This window comes from Pantoea sp. paga (genome assembly GCF_007558755.1).
Lineage (GTDB): Bacteria > Pseudomonadota > Gammaproteobacteria > Enterobacterales > Enterobacteriaceae > Pantoea > Pantoea agglomerans.
In genome coordinates, this window is record NZ_VLTF01000010.1 from 81,341 (window position 1) to 100,339 (window position 18,999).

Consider the following 18,999-nt stretch of genomic DNA (forward strand, 5'->3'; position numbering starts at 1 on the left):
ACCCCTTTAATGCGTTAAAGAAAATATTAAGAGACACCCGCTGCATAGTCCCTTATCATCCGGGTGAAAATAAAAATCACGCCATATTTCCTGCCGCCCGAATCACATTTCGCTCCGGACAGTTTTCTTTTTTCGCTCCGTAATCAGCCGGTGCGGGGGTTCTACACACATGTTAAACAATTTAAACGGCGACAATGAGCGCCGCAGCCGCGCCTTACAGGCGTTGCGCGACCCTGATGAAAGCCGCGATGAAGTTCTCCGGAAATTTGTCCGGTTAGCCAGTCAGGCCCTGGGTATCCCGGGCAGCTTTATATCGGTGCTGGATGACGAGTTCCAGACCGTTCGGGCATCACACAATTTTGATCTGCAACGCTCAAAGCGTGCGGATTCACTTTGTCGCCACGTGGTTGATAGCGACAGTGCGGTAATCGTCCCTGATACTTATTACGATGCGCGTTTTGTCACGCATCCCCTGATCACTGGCGCACCCTTTATCCGCTTTTATGTCGGTGTGCCACTGAAAACACGCGATGGCATTATTCTGGGAACACTATGTGTGACCGACACCGAGCCACATGCGTTTCCCAGTGACCAGGTGACGACATTAACGCTGCTCTCTACGCTGGTAATGTCCTTTCTTGAAGCCTGGCACTCGGCGGGTTTTACCGATCCGGTGACCGGGCTGCCTAACCGTCAGCGCCTGATACGTGATTTGCAATATCTTGCCGTTGCCGGCGATACCACGCCACGCCGTCTGGTTCTGATTGATTGCATTGATATGTCGCGTGCTTATGAACTGGCCCGCACCATGGGAATGAGCCCGGTTGAGAGCCTGCTGAAAGATATGGCCACTCTGCTGCCGCTGCGCCTGCGTCCAGCGGTTGGGGAGATGATCTATACGGTGGCCACCGGCCGCTTTGCTATCCTGACCCGAGCGGATAGCCGACTCAGTGCAGCCTGGGTAGCCGGTCGTCTGGAAGGCATCAGTGCGGATATGGATGAAGGTCTGTCGGTCGCGCTGACTCCCCATACCGGTGAGGCTGACTTTGTCGCTGGCAGCATGCCAGCGTCTGAAATATTAGGCCGTGCGGTCAGTGCGCTGCATGAAGCGGTCGGCCGTGGGCTGCCCTCTCAGCGCTTTGACGCTGAGGCCGAAACGCAGCGTTCAGAAGATTTCCTGCTGATGACCGATCTTAAAACGGCGTTACGCGAGAACACCGGGCTATATATGGTCTATCAGCCGAAAATTTGCCTGCAAAGTGGTAAACCCGTGGGTCTGGAAGCGCTTATCCGCTGGCAACATCCCAGCCGGGGCGAACTTTCTCCTGCTGCCTTTATCCCGCTGGCTGAGCAGACCGATCTGCTCTCTGTACTGACTGCCTGGATTATCGATCGGGCGGTTGAGCGCCTCAGCCGGTTGAGGAATAACTGCATCCAGCTGCCGCTAACGATAAACGTCAGCGTACGTGACTTTGCGCGCGAGGGGTTCGCTTCAGCGCTGGAAAGTAAGATGGTCAAATCTAAGCTCCCGACCTCTCTGCTGGGAATCGAATGTCTGGAAACCGAACGTATCCTTGAAAGCCCGACCGCCCTGCGCGGGCTGGAGATGCTCAGAGCACGAGGATTCACTATTTCACTCGATGATTTCGGTTCCGGCTACAGCAATATCAGTTATCTGCGTCGCATGCCGCTTGATGTGATTAAGCTGGATCGTTCCCTGATCAGTGAGCTTTCCTCTGACACGGCTTCACGTATCATTGCACGCAGCATCATCGCCATGCTTAAAGAGCTGGACTATACCGTAGTGGCAGAAGGGGTTGAGTGTCCGGATGCAGTAACATCCCTGACCGAATATGGCTGCGATCAGGCTCAGGGCTATTTCTATTCGAAGCCGTTGAACGAAGAAGCATTGGATCACTGGCTGCACTGGAAGCTGCGTGGCGAGTGTCATTAAAACTGGAGCAGGCGCAATCTGATATCAGATTGCGTTTTCAGTGAGCAGATCGAGCTCTGATATCCTCCTATGATTCTAATTCAAAATATTTGATCAATATCAGCAAAAGTTAGCTATATCAGTCTGGCGAGATCGCGCCTATCATTCATTACATCGAGGAAAAACGCCTCTGCCTGACTGAAATACGCTAAGGAATTGACCATGAAATCCATCAAAACTTTCGTTGCTGTTGTTGCACTCTCTCTGATTTCATTCGGTAGTTTTGCCCAGACTATTACCGCTACCGCTTCTACCCTGGATGCTGCTGAAGCGAAAGTCGCGGCACAGGCCAAAGATGCAGGTGCATCCTATAAAATTACCGGCGCACGCGTTGATAATCGTGCTTATGTCTCCGCTGAACTGATCAAATAACATTTACTCCTTCAATACGATGAGGCTGCCATTACGGCGGCCTTTTTTATTATGCAGGAAGCATAAGTTCGTCTGCTCAGGTTCAGCATCTCTGATCCCATTACGATTGTTGAAACCGTGCCCCGTAATTTGCCGCTTCGCTTACTGCCACCTGCCGAGGTGCAGTCTGTGCGGCAGTGAATAAGTAGAGATGAAACATTTTTTGAACAATGCTAGCGTGTGCGCAACAATCTTATAAAACGGAGCTGCACATGCTGACTACCATAATATACCGCAGCCATATTTCAGATGACTTTCCCATCAGAACTCTGCCCGCGATGGTCGACAACGCCAGCAAAATAAATGCGGCTCACGACGTGACCGGCATCTTATTATTTAACGGCACCCATTTTTTTCAATTACTTGAGGGTCCGGAAGCGGGCATTCAGGCAGTCTATCAGAGAATTTGTGCAGATCGACGGCACCACAATGTGGTGGAGCTGATGCGCGACTATGCGCCTTACCGCCGATTTGGTAATGCGGGCATGGCCCTCTTTGACCTGCGTGAACACGATCGCTCGTCGCTCCTGCAGGCAGTGCTGGATAAAGGGACGTCCAAATATCGCCTCACCTATGATGATCGGGCACTGCAATTCCTGCGCACGTTTGTAGAGTCTCGCGAGAAAGAGAACTACTACGAGGTCCTCCCGCCGGGTTACTGGGAGTTTATTTCTGAGCACAATGATGTGCCGGATTCCCGTCCGGAGACAGAAGGCGTCAGCTTTCGCCCGGTGGTGGATCCCCTCGCTCGTCAGGTTACAGCGATTGAAGCGACCACCCTGCGGCCTGCTCCCGCCGACGAAACCTCAGGCGATCAGCTTTATGTTAACGATCTGGAAACCGTGAAAAAGACGTTTTCCCACGCTGGCCTGGTCTGCCCGGACGGTATGACACTGTACGTCAGCCTGCTGCCTATGACGCTGGTGGTGATACCCGATGCCGTTGATCATATTGTGACCGCTATTCAGCAGGCGGGACTGGTTCCTGAGCAGGTTGTAGTTGGCGTAAGTGAAACCGCAGTGATCTCGCAGCTGGAAGCGTTCTCTGATGCCGTACGCGCGCTAAAAGCAGTCGGAATCAGTCTGTCGATCGACAATTTTGGTGACGGCTCCGCGGGATTGTCCTTGCTGACTCACATTCAGCCCGACCGCATTCGTATTGATGCCGGTATCACCCGCGACGTTCATCGCAGTGGGCCAAAGCAGGCGGTGGTTCAGGCGATTATTAAATGCTGTTCAGCACTCGAAATTACCGTCATCGCGGCAGGGATCGTACAGGCAGAAGAGTGGATGTGGCTGGAGGCTGCAGGCGTGATCAACTTCCAGGGCACGCTGTTCGCAGCCGCGGGGCGCTATGAAGCACAATCCGTTGCCTGGCCGGAATACCGTGAGGCGATGTAACACTCTCTGTCCCGATGGTGATAAAGCGGTACGTCATTGCGAGGCCGCTTTCTTCACCGATGCCCTGCGCGGCAGTATCAGAGCCGCAGCGGTCCCATTAAACATCTCCCCTCCCCCGCGCCCCCATCGGACCCGTTCTTGCGACAGCAATAACAGCAGCGCCTAACTGCAGGTTCCGGTCATACCTTAACCTCTGCACTCATTCTGGCTTAGCTCTATTGGGTAACCACTGTAGCGAGTAAAGTTACCTGTTTAACTCTTCCACTGAGCAAATCAGTGGCTGCGGATTCATTTTTAGGATCAAACTTCATCACCTATCCACTGTAGCGAGTAAAGTAACGATATTCAGGATTCGGAAACCACTGTAGCGAGTAAACGGAGCAAGTAAATTGTCATTCGTCCTTATGAATTGCAGCGCGAAGGCGCATTACCCAGTGTTTCAGGTACTCCAGGTACGGTTTCACTTAGTCATAACCACTATAGCGAGTAAAAACCCGATCTCCCTCTCAACAATGAATCTTGACCCTTGATTACACAAACCGCCCTGCGTACGGCCTGGCAGAAACGCTTTGAGAAGAAAGTTGAGCTCTGTGGCTGCAAAAACCTGAAGCACGCCACATTGTTTAACGGCTGTGGCGAGTAACCATCTATAGGTGTGGGCATTTGGCAATTTAACAGGAAGTCTTTTACTGACAATATATAAATTGATAGTGAGTGCTTACTATATTTAAGATAACCACTATATCGAGCATAGGCCAGTGACAATAACAACCACTATAGCGAGTAAGCTCCCCATTTCTGCTCCCAATTAACAACCACTGTAGCGAGAATATCTCATTCCCCAGCGTCAACATCTGATCATTAACTGACCGCTTTAGCGATAAAACAACCTGATAACCACTGTAGCGTGTAGTTTACTCACCCTTATTGGACGAAAGGGAGCTGAAAAAGCGCGGTAACGGAGGAGATAACCACTATAGCGAGTAGAGTAATAACACCAATTTCACTGCACAGCCTGCGTGAATACATCATGTCTGGCGTGCATTATGTGCCGTGATCAGGTGGATAACCACTATAGCGAGTAAAGATGGGATCATTCTGGCTGTTACGCTCTTTGAGACCGCTCTTCCGGGAGAGAATAACCACTATAGAGAGTAAACACAGCACCGGGCTCAATTCAGGCCCTGCCGATGGGGAGTGAGTAATAGCGCGATTAACCCTGTTCAGACAGGCGTTACGTATGTTGCTGACGGGCTGGCAACCACTATAGTGAGTAACGTTACTCGCTACAGTGGTTATTGCCTTTCAGCCCGGCGTTCCCGATAAGAGGTTGAAAGCGGAGTACATGTTTGCAAAAACCGGGTCATTGCTTCTTCTGCTTCCTGATTTTGTTCAGCAGCTCTTTTTCCTCACGCGAGACCATCACCAGCTCACTGCTATCCTCTTCAATCACCGGTTCAGGCAGGGTGACGTCAATTACGTCGGAATCGATATCAAGATCGTCAAACTCATCCATCTCATCATCGATCAGGCCTGACTTACTGAGCGGCAGTTCGGCCGGACGCAGTTTAGGATGACGGTAATGAACCCAGAAGTAGACTGATGAACCACGTCGGGTTTCGGTATAGTCGAGATAGCCGATCTCTTTCAACTGCTCCATGGCCTTTCTGACGGTGGCATTCTGCGTTATCACGCGCGAGGTCAGATTAAGTCTGGCGCGCAGACGCGCCATAGATATCGGCGCAGGCTTTGGCGGAAGGCTTTCAATGAAGGTGTAGAGCGCCTGAGCAGACTCTTTGCGTGCCAGCTCATTGATGGCTTTAAGCTGCAGCAGAACCTTTCTGTCGAACTGATACAGCTCAAAGATCTTGGGATCGGCCTGCAGCGTTACCGTGTCCTTCTTGATGCTGTATTTCGCAGACTGCACCAGATGCGTCGTGTAGTTCTCTCCGCCCTTACTGGTAAAAGTCAGGGTGTTAGAGGCAATACGGGTCAGCGAAGCGTCCAAGCGGCTTCTGAGCTTCGAGGAGAGCCGCACTGAGGGTATGCCGCATAGTTTGGCAAATTCAACGAATGAGAGCGTTACCGTGTCTCCCAGACACTCATGCGTAGCGAAAGCACGAATGATCCCGACCCAGGTTTTGAAATCATTATCCATATCCAGGCGGGCACCCAGAATCTTGATGTTGTCATAGCCTTCTGACCTGACCAGGGATAACTGTTTAAGATCCTGGGTCACATCCATGGCGTTCATCTGGTTTTTCTGACTGCGTGCTGTGGATTTTAACGTCGGAACAAATAAACCGAGTCGCATCAATGCTACCGGCTGGACGGTGTTGTTACTGTTGGGGGTAAGAGTAACAACTTCACCTGTACGTTTATCTGTTTCACTAAACGCATCAGCTATGTTCAGGATATCTGGTTCTTTTCTTGGCATTAGGAAGATCCGTGATGTGAACAGGCGAGAGCCGCTGTTACTCGATACAGTGGATACTATCACTCACTACAGCGGTTAATCTACTTACCATAGTGGTTATTTCTCTCGATACAGTGGTTGTTTTACTCGTTATAGTGGTTATCTACCCGGCTTTAACGCAGTCATACCGTGGCCTGAAGCTATGCCGGGATCTTTAGGGAACTTAATAAGGATCTTAAATGGATCTGTTATTGGATCTATTCAGTGGATAACCTGAGAAAACTGACTGAAAAAGAGTCGAACCACCGCCCTCCCCCTTTCCTTGATCTCCGTCTTTCATCGCAAGCACTCTGGAAAAAGCCGTCATCTACACATAAGCAGGGTTATGCACACCGATTCAGGCCATTTACTCGCTATAGTGGTTGTTGAGTACTCGCCAGCGCGGTTGCTTTTCTCGCTATAGTGGTTGTTATACTCATTATAGTGGTTATTCTTCTCGCTACAGTGGTTACTGGCCCCCTTCCAGGCCTTGTGTAACAAGGCTTCAGACGCTGCAGGGATCTGTTAAGGATCTCAATTTGATCTATTGAGGATCGACCAATTGGATCTGGCCTGTGGATAACGGGGATAAACACATCAAACAAAGAATTAGCTGAGAGTCACGGTCAGAAGTGATTCTTACCTTCAGTTCTGAACGTGTGGTTTACCAGAAGCCCGGTTGAGAAGATTTTTTACGGACAAAGCGATCTAACGCAGAGCATAGGTAAGACTGGAATGTTGCATACACCTATAACCATTAAATCTATAAGGTTACCAGGTTTGAATCAGGTCTCTGAAGCGCGGCCAGTGAAAATACAGAGAACTCACCATGACATTAAACACCTATCTATTTGATAAATAATGATTTATTTATTATTTTCATGATGAAAACACCAGGGGATGCTTACTTAGCGCAATATCTTTGTTTTGTCAGTGCTCAGAATCTGTCAGACATACTAAAAGAGAAATTAAAATGACGTTCCCGCAAGAAATTAATAAGTCGCCGGTGAAAGAACAACAGGAAGAACAAATACGTTCGGAAACTAACTAAAGCTTATAAACAGGCTTAGTGCGAAGGAAGCAATTTCAGGCATGTAAGAATGAGATGAAGATGAAGAGATAATATCCGGATCTGAATCCAGCACAGCAGAGCGTTAATTCTGACTGTCCGGTATGTTACATTATGGTGAATTATCCTAATTAAGATTGCTGTAAGCCTTGCCGCTTTAATCCTGTCCCCTGCTCCTGCTCTTAAATCGGCAGTCTTACTCTTTCATTATTTTGGTTCGTGACATCATAAAATGTTAAGCGAATTAAACCCTCATCTTTTCAGGACTAAGCCCCGCACTAAAAAGTCTTATGCGGAAAAAATGCCTGACATTATGTGTACAAGCAGCGAGACAGATTATGACCGCTAAATAATGACAGGGCATCAAAGGGCATAGATTTAAAAGCAGTGATCATAAGTTAGCACTGATAGAAGTAACGATTACTAGCGCACTTTACCGTTATGCCTACTCCTTCAGGTTCAAAAACACTGTAATAGCTTCTGAGTAAAACTCTCCACCAGGAGTAAGTACTGAGTGAAAGTACATTAATTCTGGAAATTTATCACCAGGCTATTTCACTCGTAATTACCTGATTTATAGTAACTTTTATTGAATTTTCATGCTGAAAACACCATTGATAATACATGAAAACGGTTTACGAGTAATCAGCAGACTGGCAGATGATTTATCAGAATCGGAATGCACCGATCCGAATCATTAGTCCTTAAAATATTCGTTTCGTGTCGCCATTTTAAGTTCTCTGTCTCAACCAGCCTGTAAGACAAAAAAGCAGAGCGATTCACTTTCCAGTGATTCACAAAAGTAATACTGCTTGCATCTCACCATCGCGGAGAAAAAATCCAGGTTTTTGGCATTTTTCTAAAAAATTGGCAGGTATGTGCTTTTTGTGTAGTATGCAAAAAACATTAACGCAGAGGGGCTTATGAAGCGTGATTATGGTGGAGTGCTGGAAATGGCCACACGTGCCAATTCCATGTTACATGGACTGAGTAACCATATTGAGCAGCAGCGTCAGGAATTTAACCAGACCGGTTTTTACCAGACCTTCTCCCGCAATGCTGTCGCCAACATGCCATTGCTGAGTAAGCATGCTGTTGTCGCCGCAATTGGTGATATGGAAGCAGCAGGTTATCAGTTTGGGAAAAAACAGACCGGCAGCACCTCACAATATGCCCTGACTATCCAGAATGTGGTCGACATCTATCAGCATCGTAAAGTACCTAAATATCGCGACCGGCACGATGGCCCCTTTGTCGTATTTGTTGTCAGCCTTAAAGGTGGTGTTTCGAAAACAGTCAGCACCGTCACGCTGGCCCACGGTATGCGTGCACATCCTTCTATGCTGCACAATGACCTGCGTATTTTGGTTATCGACCTGGATCCACAGGCATCAAGCACGATGTTCCTGAGTCATACCAACAGTGTCGGTTCAGTTCTGGAGACGGCAGCGCAGGCGATGCTGAACGATCTGGATGCTGACCAGCTTCGTAAGCAATTCATTAAACCTACTGTCATGCCAGGCGTTGATGTGATCCCAGCCTCTATCGACGATGGTTTTGTTGCAAGCGACTGGGAAGAGCTGGTTGCTGAGCATCTGCCAGGCGTTGCGCCTTCGGAAGTATTACGCCGTAACGTGATTGATCGTCTGGCGGGTGACTACGATTTTATCTTCCTTGATACCGGACCTCACCTTGATTCATTCATGCTGAATGCAATTGCGGCCAGTGATGTACTGCTGACGCCGACGCCCCCGGCACAGGTCGATTTCCACTCCACCATGAAGTATCTGACGCGTCTGCCGGAAATGCTGGAGCGTATTGAGTCCGAAGGCATTGAACCCCGGCTTAAAGCCAATATCGGCTTTATGTCCAAAATGACTTCTAAACACGATCACCTGACTTCGCAAAGCTATGCCAGGGAAGTGTTTACTAAATCGATGCTGGACTGCAGCCTGCCGCGACTGGATGGATTTGAACGCTGCGGCGAATCCTTTGATACGGTGATCAGTGCCAATCCCTCCTCTTATCCGGGCAGTGCGGACGCTCTGCGCAAAGCTAAATATGAAGCCGAGCAGTTCTCAAGGGCTGTGTTTGACCGCATTGAATATATCAGGAGTACCCTGTGAGCAAACCTATACAGCGCATCGGGCGCAAGTTTGGTGATTCTGCTATCGCAAACATGATCGACAGCAGCAGCCAGTCGCGCACATTTACGCTGAAGTCGGGCGCGAAGGCCACCTTTGTGCGCCAGCTAATCCTGCATGATGATATTGAAACCAGAACCAGCGTTGACCCAAAAATCAACGGACGTGATCAGAGCACGCTGACGCCGGAATCGCTTCAGGAGATCACCCGCACCATTACGCTGCAGCAATTTTTTCCGGCTATTGGTCGTGTCAACGGTGACCGGATTGAAATCATGGATGGTTCGCGCCGCCGCGCCGCATGTATTCTTTCCGGTGCCAGTCTGGAAGTACTGGTCACCGCTGATGAACTGAGCCTCAGTGATGCGCGTCAGCTGGCCGCTGATATTCAGACAGCAAAAGAGCATAACCTGCGTGAATTAGGCCTGCGCTTTATGCTGATGAACGAAAATGGCATGAGCAAAACAGAGATTGCTAAAGCAGAAGGCATCTCAAACGCCAAGGTCTCACGTGCGTTCCAGGCCGCAGCCGTACCCGCTGAATTTATCGAACTCTTTCCGGTCGTATCTGAGCTGACACTTCAGGATTACCAGTTGCTGCTCGATGTCTGGGAAGAGGCGAAAGCGGAAGCGGTTGATGTCACCGCGCTGGTCAGCGATATTAAGCAAACGCTAAAAGCTAATGATTCCGTGCTAAGCGCCAATGCGGATGAGAAAAAGAGCGCGATTCTTAACGGCTTTAAAAGCGCCCGTCGTCAGTTAAAAAAAACTGCACCCGTCAGCAAGACGGTGACGGAAAAGCTGGCTACCTTTACCACTGCTAACACCTACGCGCGTCGTAAAACTAATGATGAGAAGCGCACCGTGCAGTATGAATTTAGCCGTCTGCCAAAAGAGATTGCTGAACAGATCGACGCGTCGATCAGACAGATACTCTCCACGTTAAAATAATTCTCTTTACGGTTTGAATACCGGAACCGGCCCCTGTGCCGGTTTTTTAATTCTTCCCTCCACCGGCCTCCCGATTGTGCAATCCGTATCTTATCGCTTCGCCTGATCACGACTTCTGTTAGTCACACATCATTTCCGATGGGTAACGCTTGAACTCAGCACGGTTTATCGCTATAGCTAAAACGGTTTAGCTGTCAGGATTAATCAGAGGAGTTTTTTATGTCTGTACGCGTATGGTGCCTCGGGGATGCCGTGGTGGATTTGCTTCCCGAAATGCCGGGTCGCCTGATGCAGTGTCCGGGCGGGGCGCCTGCCAATGTCGCCGTTGGAATTGCCCGTCTGCAGGGAAACAGCGGTTTTATCGGACGAGTAGGGGATGATCCCTTTGGTGAGTTTATGCGGCAGACGCTCATTGAAGAGAAGGTTGATACCCGCTACATGATTGCCGATACCCAGCACCGCACTTCAACCGTAGTGGTCGGACTGGATGACCATGGCGAACGGTCCTTTACCTTTATGGTGAGGCCGAGTGCTGACCTGTTTCTTGAGGCGCAAGACCTGCCCGTATTCCGGCACGGGGAGTGGCTGCATTGCTGTTCTATTGCCTTATCAGCTGAACCGTCACGCACGGCGACCCTGACCGCCATGAAGCAGATCCGGGCAGCAGGCGGCCATGTCAGTTTCGATTTAAATCTGCGTCATGACCTCTGGCCCGATCCGCAACTGCTGCATGCGGTGGTGAACGAGGTGCTGAGCCATGCGGACGTGGTTAAACTGTCCGACGAGGAACTCGATTTTCTCTGTCCGGATCAGGAATCCACTGTCAGCATGCCGAAGCTGGCGGCGCGATTCAGCATAAAACTATTGCTGGTCACGCGGGGCAGGGAAGGGGTGATCGCCTGCTATCAGGGCCAGCTATGCCACTATGCTACTTCACCCGTGGTCAGCGTTGACACTACAGGCGCAGGTGATGCCTTTGTGGCCGGATTACTCTGGGGGCTGGCGAAGTCGGGTCTGCCTGCCGATGAATCGCAGCTGGCCATCTGCCTTACCAGCGCACAACGCTGCGGTGCACTGGCAACCACGGCTAAAGGAGCCATGACAGCACTTCCGCGGCTCCACCAGCTGAACGACCTGCCAGACTGATTATCATTATTCCCCCTGTTTTGGGAGCTATCTCACAATCACTAAACCGGTTTAGCTATTTTCATTGCGCAGGGAAATTACCCGTGGCTATGATTTGCGCCTAAACCGGTTTAGCAAAAAATCCGGTGGTGATAGCCTCTCTTCAGGGACATAAAAAATGAAAAAAAGCGCGTTAGCAGTGAGTCTCTCAACGATATTACTTTCCACATCAGTCTGGGCCGACTCCAGTATGAGCAGCATTGAGGCACGCCTTGCGGCCATGGAGCAGCGACTGCAGGCAGCCGAGCAGCGAGCGAATGCAGCGGAAACCCGCGCACAGGTCGCTGAGAAACAGGCACAGATGGCTGAGAAGCAGGCACAGCAGCTGGCTGCCGTGCAGCAACAGACCCAAAACTCCACCGCTGAGGTCGCGCAGCGCACCGCGAAACTGGAACAGAAATCAACCGATGAAGGTGGCTTCGAGTTCCACGGTTATGCCCGTTCAGGATTGCTGATGAACAGCTCGGCCGCCAAAACTCAGGGTGGCCCGACCGTGACCCCTGCCGGGGAAACCGGCGGGCACGTTGGTCGCCTTGGCAATGAGCCGGATACCTACGTTGAGCTCAACCTTGAACATAAGCAGACGCTGGACAACGGCGCCACCACCCGTTTCAAAGCGATGCTGGCCGATGGACAGCGCACCTACAACGACTGGACAGCCGCCAGCAGCGATCTCAACCTGCGTCAGGCGTTTGTCGAGCTCGGGCAGCTTCCCACCTTCAGCGGCGCATTCGATAACGCCACGGTCTGGGCCGGTAAACGTTTTGATCGCGATAACTTTGATATTCACTGGATCGACTCCGATGTGGTGTTTCTTGCCGGTACTGGTGCCGGTATTTACGACATGAAATGGAGCGATCAGGCGCGCAGTAACATTTCCCTTTATGGTCGTACCTTTGGCGACATCGAAAACAATGAAAACACTGCGCAGAACTACATCCTGTCGCTGAATAACTTTGTCGGGCCGGTGCAGCTGATGGTCAGCGGTATGCGTGCGAAAGATAACGATGACCGACGGGATATCGACGGCCTCAGAGTCAAAAGCGATGCGGCAGAAACCGGCGTACATGCGCTGCTTGGCCTGCATAACGACAGCTTTTATGGGCTGACAGAGGGCACCTCGAAAACTGCACTGCTCTATGGTCATGGACTGGGCGCAGAGGTGAAGTCGATTGGTTCTGATGGCGCACTGTTGCCGGAAGCGAACACCTGGCGTCTGGCGAGTTACGGTATTACCCCGCTGGGCGGTGGCTGGCACATTGCACCTGCTTTACTGGCTCAGCGTAGTGACGATCGTTATGTCAAAGGTGACAGCTATGACTGGGCGACAGTTAACCTGCGGCTGATTCAGGAAATCACCCAGAACTTTGAGATGCAGTATGAAGGCTCTTATCAGTACATGGATCTGCGTCCCGAAGGCTACAACAACCGTAATGCGGTCAGCGGCAGCTTTACCAAACTCACCGTTGCGCCAACCCTGAAAGCCGGTGATGTCGGTGACTTCCTCAAACGTCCGGAAATTCGTCTCTTTGCAACCTGGATGAACTGGGATCACCGGCTGGATAACTATGCCAGTGACGACGCTTTCGGCAGTAAAGGATTCGATGCCGGTGGCGAATGGAACTTCGGCGTACAGATGGAAACCTGGTTCTGACCGGGCGGCCCCGGATGCCGGGGCCAGAGATCAGGATGGATAAAAACATAACAAGATTGAGGTGTGTATGGACTATGTAAAAATATCGCGGGCATTGCTGCCCCTGCTGGGTGGTAAAGAGAACATCGCCAGTGCTGCTCACTGTGCCACCCGGCTGCGGCTGGTGCTGGCGGATGATGAAAAAGCGGATACCACCGCGATTGGCCGGATTGAGGGGGTTAAAGGCTGCTTCCGCAATGCGGGCCAGCTTCAGGTTATCTTCGGAACCGGCGTGGTGAACAAGGTCTATGCTGCCTTTATCGCCGAGGCAGGCATCAGTGAATCGAGCAAATCCGAGGCCGCTGATATAGCCGCACGTAAGCTCAACCCTTTCCAGCGCATCGCCCGCCTGTTGTCGAACATCTTTGTGCCGATCATTCCGGCGATTGTGGCATCAGGTCTGCTGATGGGCCTGTTGGGGATGGTCAAAACTTACGGCTGGGTCAATCCGGAAAATGCGCTCTATATCATGCTGGATATGTGCAGCTCGGCGGCCTTTATTATCCTGCCGATCCTGATTGGCTTTACGGCTGCCCGCGAGTTTGGTGGTAACCCGTTTCTTGGTGCGACACTGGGCGGCATTCTCACTCATCCGGCGCTGACCAACGCCTGGGGCGTCGCCGCCGGTTTCCACACCATGAACTTCTTCGGCATTGAAGTGGCGATGATTGGCTATCAGGGCACGGTATTCCCGGTGCTGCTGGCGGTGTGGTTTATGAGCATGCTGGAAAAGCAGCTGCGTCGGGTTATCCCGGATGCGCTGGATCTGATCCTGACCCCGTTCCTGACGGTGATTATCTCTGGCTTTATTGCGTTGCTGATTATCGGACCGGCGGGTCGTATGCTGGGTGATGGCATCTCCTTTATTCTCAGTACGCTGATTGCGCACGCTGGCTGGCTGGCGGGACTGGTGTTTGGTGGACTCTATTCGGTGATTGTGATTACCGGCGTCCATCACAGTTTTCACGCTATCGAAGCCGGACTGCTGGGCAATCCTTCCATCGGCGTGAACTTCCTGCTGCCTATCTGGGCGATGGCGAACGTGGCTCAGGGCGGTGCCTGTCTGGCCGTATGGTTTAAAACCCGCGATGCGAAGATCAAAGCGATTTCGCTGCCTTCAGCGTTTTCCGCGCTGCTGGGGATTACCGAGGCGGCTATCTTTGGTATTAACCTGCGCTTTATGAAACCCTTTATAGCGGGTCTGGTGGGCGGCGCGCTCGGTGGTGCCTGGGTGGTGTCGGTCCATGTTTATATGACTGCGGTCGGACTGACCGGTTTGCCGGGCATGGCGATTGTCCAGGCTGGCTCTCTGCTCAACTATGTCATCGGCATCGCCATCGCGTTCACCACTGCGTTTGTAATCTCTTACCTGCTTAAATACAAAACGGATTCTGAATAATGGCCTCATCAACACGTCTTGCCGCCATTCTGCAGGCGGTGATGCAGGGTATGCCAAAGGCGCTCAGCGACAGCCATTACCCTGGCTGGCATCTGGCACCGGTAACCGGCCTGCTAAACGATCCCAATGGCTTTATCCATTTCGACGGTGAATATCATCTCTTCTATCAGTGGAACGCGCTGGAGTGCGCGCATCAGCAAAAATGCTGGGGACACTGGCGCTCAGCCGATCTGCTGCACTGGCAGCATCAGCCCATCGCCCTGATGCCAGACGAGGAGTATGACCGCGGCGGTTGTTACTCGGGCAGTGCGGTAGACGATAACGGTGTACTGATGCTGATCTACACTGGCAATGTGAAGTTTGATGATGGTTCACGCACCGCGTGGCAGTGTCTGGCGCAGCAGAACAGCACTGGCGGTTTTGACAAACTCGGTCCGGTTATCGCCGTGCCGGAGGGCTACACCGGCCACGTTCGCGATCCCAAAGTGTGGCGTCATGAAGATTACTGGTACATGGTGCTGGCCGCGCAGAATACCCAGCTGCAGGGCAGGGTATTGCTTTTGCGTTCTGATAATCTGCGCGAGTGGCAGAACCTCGGCGAGATTGCGGGCAGCAAACTGGGCGGGCTGGATGCCGCTGGCTACATGTGGGAGTGCCCGGATATGTTCACGCTCGGCGACAGCACCTATCTGATCTGCTGTCCGCAGGGTGTTATGCCTGAAGAGAAACGCTACCTGAACAGTCACGCCTGCGCCTGGCTGAGTGGCTCGCTGGATTATCAGCAGGCTGCATACCTGCACGGCCCGCTGAACGAAATGGATGCCGGGTTTGAATTCTATGCACCACAAACCACGCTGACCGCTGACGGCCGGCGTCTGCTGGTGGGCTGGATGGGAACACCAGACGGTGAAGAGATGGCCCAGCCAACCGTGGCGCATCACTGGATCCATCAGATGACCTGTCTGCGCGAGCTGAGCTCCCGCAATGGCCGGCTCTGTCAGCAGCCGATTGCAGAACTGCAGGCGCTGCGGGAGAGGGAGCAGCACTACCAGGGCCGCGCCGATGACGCGCCGCCAATCGCCGCGCAGCGGCTGGAGCTTGCGCTGGAGAGCCTGGGCGATATAGAACTCAATTTCGCCGATACGCTAATCCTGACGTGGCAGCAGAATGAACTGCGGCTTGCCCGTCGCAGCCTGGTATCGGGTCAATGGACCTATCGTTACTGGACAGGGGCTGCGCGCCGGTTGCAGATCCTGTGTGATCACTCCAGCGTTGAGATCTTTATCAACGACGGGGAAGGGGTGATGAGCAGCCGTTATTTTCCGGACCACCCGGCGATGCTAACCCTGCGCGGTCGCGCAGAACTGCAGGCCCGCTACTGGTCGTTACGCCGCTGCATGGTAGAATAAGTCCTTGTTTCACTAACCGATGCCTTGCCGTGAGAAAAACAAAACGCGTTACCATCAGTGACATCGCCGGACTGGCTGGGGTTTCTAAAGCCACTGCCAGCCTGGTGCTCAACGGCCGTGGCGAAGAGTTACGGGTGGCGAAGGAGACGCGTGAGCGGGTTCTGACACTGGCCCGGGAACACCATTATCAGCCCAGCATCCACGCCCGGATGCTGCATGACGCCCGCAGTCATACGCTGGGGCTGGTGGTACCGGAAATCACCAACCACGGCTTTGCGGCCTTTTCCCATGCGCTGGAAAATCTCTGTCGCGCGGCCGGTCTGCAACTGTTGATCTCCTGCACCGATGAAAATGCCGGTCAGGAGATGGCCGTGGTCAATAACCTGGTGGCGCGTCAGGTCGACGGGCTGATTGTCGCCTCCAGTATGCTGAGCGACAGCGACTATGTCAGCCTCAGCGAACAGCTGCCGGTGCTGCTGTTTGACCGCCACATGAACAATACCAGGCTGCCCTGGGTCATCACCGACTCTGTGACGCCCACCGCTGAGCTGGTCGAAAAGCTGGCGCGCACCTGTCCGGAGGAGATCTATTTTCTTGGCGGACAGTCTGACCTCTCCCCGACCCAGGATCGTCTGACGGGATTCAAAGAGGGACTGATGCGGGCGGGTGTGACGCTGCGGCCGGAGTGGATAATTCAGGGTAACTACCATCCCGGCAGTGGCTATGAGATGTTTGCCGCGCTCTGTCGCCGGCTGGGACGCCCCCCTAAAGCGATGTTCACCGCCGCCTGCGGTCTGCTGGAGGGAGTACTGCGCTACATGAGCGAGCATAACCTGCTGACCAGCGACATCCGCATTGCCAGTTTCGACGATCACTATCTCTATGATTCACTCTCCATTCCGATCGACACGGTTGAGCAGAATGTCCCGGCACTGGCGCAGGCCTGCTTTTCTATGCTGACCACCATGATCGCTGGAGAGGATCCCGCTGACAGTCAGCTAATCCTGCCCGCCACGCTGCGGCTGCGCGGTTAACCGCCGGGCGCTTCAGGGCAGGGCGCTGCAGTGCTTTACCATTCGACCGGCAGGGCGGTGACGCCGCGCAGATTGGCTCTGTGGTTGCGGCGAACGCCAGCGGCCACGGGCCGCATCTCTGGCAATCGGGTCAGTAATACTTCCAGCGCCACCTCCATTTCTGCCAGTGCCAGCCGGTAGCCCATACAGTGATGTATACCGCCACCGAATGCCAGACATCGCCCCTCATGCCGCCGGATATTCAGCCGTTCCGGAGAGGTAAATACCAGCGGGTCGTGATTGGCTGCACCAAGGCTAAGGAAGAAGCGGGTTCCGGGCGGGATGAGCTCGCCTGCCAACTCAATCTCTTCCAGAGTCGTGCGGTAAAGCATCTGGACCGAACTGTCGTAGCGCAGACATTCCTCTATGGCATCGGGTATCAGCGCATGATTCTGTGTCAGGCTCGCAAGTTCCTGCGGATGAGCATGCAGGGCCAGAATGGTGTTGCACAGCATATTTGACGTTGTCTCATGACCGGCAAGAAACAGCAGTATCACATTGGCGATGATCTCATCGTGATCCAGCTGGTCGCCGTCACTGTCGCTGCGCAGAAAAAGTGACACCAGATCGCTGGCGGTGCTGTCACGACGGGAGACGATCACGGCACTGAAGTAATTTTCCAGCACGGCAAATGCTTCAGCGGCTTTCAGCAAATCCGACTGGCTGATTTGAGGATCGAAAACCCTGACCAGCGCAGAGGTAAGGCGACCCAGTTCTGGTGCATCAGATTCTGAGACATCCAGCATCCGGCAGATAATGCGCACCGGTAGCGGAAAAGCGAATGCCTGAGCCAGATCGCAGGCACGACGGCCTTCCAGTGCATCAACCAGTTCATTGGCTATCGTCAGCGCCATCTCCCGGAGGGATTTAATCTCCCGGGCGCTGAACGCCTTCATAACCAGTCCTCTTAACCGGTTATGATCGGGTGGGTTCAGCACCAGAAACATTCTGCTGATACCCTGAAACAGCGGCAGTCCGGCTGCATCATCACCAAATCTTACTCTGACACTTTCCATATAATTTTTACCGACCCGCCGGTCGTTCAGCAGGGCGTCCACCACGGCGTGACTGCCACTGATGATGATCTTCTCTCCGGCAGGGATAAGCGGTCCCTGCTGATGCAGTTTTCGATAAAGGGGAAAGGGATTGTCAGAGTAGTCGGGGTTCATGAGTTCATGAAGCTGCATAGCATACTCCGCTGATTGAGGGTTAGTGCTGGCGCTGAATGCGGGAGAGGGAAGCGAACAGGCTGTTTTTATCACTTTCACTGAGGTGAGGTGCCGTGAGTTGTGACATCAGAAATTCTTTGTCCTCCTGCGAGAAGGCGCCAGCCATCAGGCGCTGGCTGATCGCCGTCAGGAGCTGGGTATCCAGCTGTTGTATCTGCTGTCTGGTCTCGGTCAGATCCCTGACAGGAACAGCGCTGTCTGGAGCTGAGAGCCAGTCAGCCCGATAGCGATACTGGATCGCCTTGCTGGCGTTCATCAAAGCGTGAACAAACGGCTCCACGGAGTGGGGTTCAAGCCCGGCCTGTTGTGCGTTTTGCAGCATGTTATCCAGCACCACCTGTTCCCGTGGCAGATCCTCAATAGGTAAATGATGCAGTGCTTTATAACCCGCCACCGCTTTCATCACCTGCATCCGTTCATTGAGCGCAGAAGAGAGTGATCCAAGAGAAACAGATGAAACCGAACCTGCAAAAACGTTACTGCACATAAACAGTGAAGAGAAAAAAATTGCCACAAAGTGCGTCATTTGCCTGCTCCATAAATGAAAACTGGCACTAATTTAGGCATGAAAAAATAACTATGTGTGATT

At 52.5% G+C, this 18,999-nt stretch carries 13 protein-coding genes; 10 read left to right on the top strand and 3 right to left on the bottom strand.

The window, feature by feature from the left end; all coding sequences use genetic code 11:
* Positions 1-169: 169 nt before the first annotated feature.
* The 3 genes from FOV68_RS20855 to FOV68_RS20865 all read left to right on the top strand — a co-directional run bounded on the left by FOV68_RS20855 (position 170) and on the right by FOV68_RS20865 (position 3,804).
* The gene (locus tag FOV68_RS20855; protein WP_134161885.1) at positions 170-1,954 is read left to right on the top strand and encodes a GGDEF and EAL domain-containing protein; all 1,785 of its coding nucleotides are present in this window, start codon (positions 170-172) and stop codon (positions 1,952-1,954) included.
* Between the two features lie 201 nt (positions 1,955-2,155).
* A complete protein-coding gene (locus tag FOV68_RS20860; protein WP_143991481.1) occupies positions 2,156-2,365 on the top strand; it encodes a YdgH/BhsA/McbA-like domain containing protein in 210 nt (69 codons plus the stop codon).
* A 251-nt stretch (positions 2,366-2,616) separates the two neighbouring features.
* Entirely contained in the window at positions 2,617-3,804 is a 1,188-nt protein-coding gene (locus tag FOV68_RS20865) for a diguanylate phosphodiesterase (RefSeq protein ID WP_143991482.1), read from the top strand.
* A gap of 1,363 nt (positions 3,805-5,167) precedes the next feature.
* Here FOV68_RS20865 and FOV68_RS20870 read toward each other — a convergent pair.
* Positions 5,168-6,241 carry a RepB family plasmid replication initiator protein gene (locus FOV68_RS20870; RefSeq protein WP_031593098.1) on the bottom strand — a complete coding sequence of 358 codons (1,074 nt, stop codon included), beginning with the start codon at positions 6,239-6,241 and terminating at the stop codon, positions 5,168-5,170.
* Positions 6,242-8,251: 2,010 nt separating this feature from the next.
* Here FOV68_RS20870 and FOV68_RS20875 point away from each other — a divergent pair.
* The 7 genes from FOV68_RS20875 to FOV68_RS20905 all read left to right on the top strand — a co-directional run bounded on the left by FOV68_RS20875 (position 8,252) and on the right by FOV68_RS20905 (position 17,142).
* The gene (locus tag FOV68_RS20875) at positions 8,252-9,454 is read left to right on the top strand and encodes an AAA family ATPase (protein ID WP_010256940.1); all 1,203 of its coding nucleotides are present in this window, start codon (positions 8,252-8,254) and stop codon (positions 9,452-9,454) included.
* Entirely contained in the window at positions 9,451-10,422 is a 972-nt protein-coding gene (locus FOV68_RS20880) for a ParB family protein (protein WP_143991483.1), read from the top strand. The genes FOV68_RS20875 and FOV68_RS20880 overlap by 4 nt, the downstream gene beginning before the upstream one ends.
* 219 nt (positions 10,423-10,641) lie before the next feature.
* Positions 10,642-11,568: an aminoimidazole riboside kinase gene (locus tag FOV68_RS20885; protein WP_143790106.1), complete on the top strand. Its 927-nt coding sequence runs from the start codon at positions 10,642-10,644 to the stop codon at positions 11,566-11,568.
* Between the two features lie 157 nt (positions 11,569-11,725).
* Positions 11,726-13,261, top strand: a complete 1,536-nt coding sequence (locus tag FOV68_RS20890) for a carbohydrate porin (protein ID WP_031593101.1) — start codon at positions 11,726-11,728, stop codon at positions 13,259-13,261.
* Positions 13,262-13,328: 67 nt separating this feature from the next.
* Complete coding sequence (locus FOV68_RS20895) at positions 13,329-14,699, top strand: sucrose-specific PTS transporter subunit IIBC (protein WP_010256928.1); 1,371 nt, start codon at positions 13,329-13,331, stop codon at positions 14,697-14,699.
* On the top strand, positions 14,699-16,108 hold the full coding sequence (locus FOV68_RS20900; protein WP_143991484.1) for a sucrose-6-phosphate hydrolase: 1,410 nt from the start codon (positions 14,699-14,701) through the stop codon (positions 16,106-16,108). Before FOV68_RS20895 ends, FOV68_RS20900 begins: the two co-directional genes overlap by 1 nt.
* Before the next feature lie 29 nt (positions 16,109-16,137).
* Positions 16,138-17,142 (top strand): substrate-binding domain-containing protein, encoded by a 1,005-nt coding sequence (locus FOV68_RS20905; protein ID WP_039387344.1) that lies wholly within the window; start codon positions 16,138-16,140, stop codon positions 17,140-17,142.
* A gap of 35 nt (positions 17,143-17,177) precedes the next feature.
* Here FOV68_RS20905 and FOV68_RS20910 read toward each other — a convergent pair whose 3' ends face one another.
* Both FOV68_RS20910 and FOV68_RS20915 read right to left on the bottom strand, forming a co-directional pair.
* Positions 17,178-18,368, bottom strand: a complete 1,191-nt coding sequence (locus FOV68_RS20910) for a cytochrome P450 (RefSeq protein ID WP_143991485.1) — start codon at positions 18,366-18,368, stop codon at positions 17,178-17,180.
* A gap of 22 nt (positions 18,369-18,390) precedes the next feature.
* Positions 18,391-18,936, bottom strand: a complete 546-nt coding sequence (locus tag FOV68_RS20915; protein ID WP_031593108.1) for a chorismate mutase — start codon at positions 18,934-18,936, stop codon at positions 18,391-18,393.
* Between the last annotated feature and the right edge of the window lie 63 nt (positions 18,937-18,999).

Coding starts and splice junctions, on each gene's coding strand:
- FOV68_RS20890 (WP_031593101.1), top strand. CDS start 11,726: ATGAAAAAAAGCGCGTTAGCAGTGAGTCTCTCAACGATATTACTTTCC.
- FOV68_RS20915 (WP_031593108.1), bottom strand. CDS start 18,936: ATGACGCACTTTGTGGCAATTTTTTTCTCTTCACTGTTTATGTGCAGT.
- FOV68_RS20865 (WP_143991482.1), top strand. CDS start 2,617: ATGCTGACTACCATAATATACCGCAGCCATATTTCAGATGACTTTCCC.
- FOV68_RS20860 (WP_143991481.1), top strand. CDS start 2,156: ATGAAATCCATCAAAACTTTCGTTGCTGTTGTTGCACTCTCTCTGATT.
- FOV68_RS20885 (WP_143790106.1), top strand. CDS start 10,642: ATGTCTGTACGCGTATGGTGCCTCGGGGATGCCGTGGTGGATTTGCTT.
- FOV68_RS20900 (WP_143991484.1), top strand. CDS start 14,699: ATGGCCTCATCAACACGTCTTGCCGCCATTCTGCAGGCGGTGATGCAG.
- FOV68_RS20855 (WP_134161885.1), top strand. CDS start 170: ATGTTAAACAATTTAAACGGCGACAATGAGCGCCGCAGCCGCGCCTTA.
- FOV68_RS20870 (WP_031593098.1), bottom strand. CDS start 6,241: ATGCCAAGAAAAGAACCAGATATCCTGAACATAGCTGATGCGTTTAGT.
- FOV68_RS20875 (WP_010256940.1), top strand. CDS start 8,252: ATGAAGCGTGATTATGGTGGAGTGCTGGAAATGGCCACACGTGCCAAT.
- FOV68_RS20910 (WP_143991485.1), bottom strand. CDS start 18,368: ATGCAGCTTCATGAACTCATGAACCCCGACTACTCTGACAATCCCTTT.
- FOV68_RS20895 (WP_010256928.1), top strand. CDS start 13,329: ATGGACTATGTAAAAATATCGCGGGCATTGCTGCCCCTGCTGGGTGGT.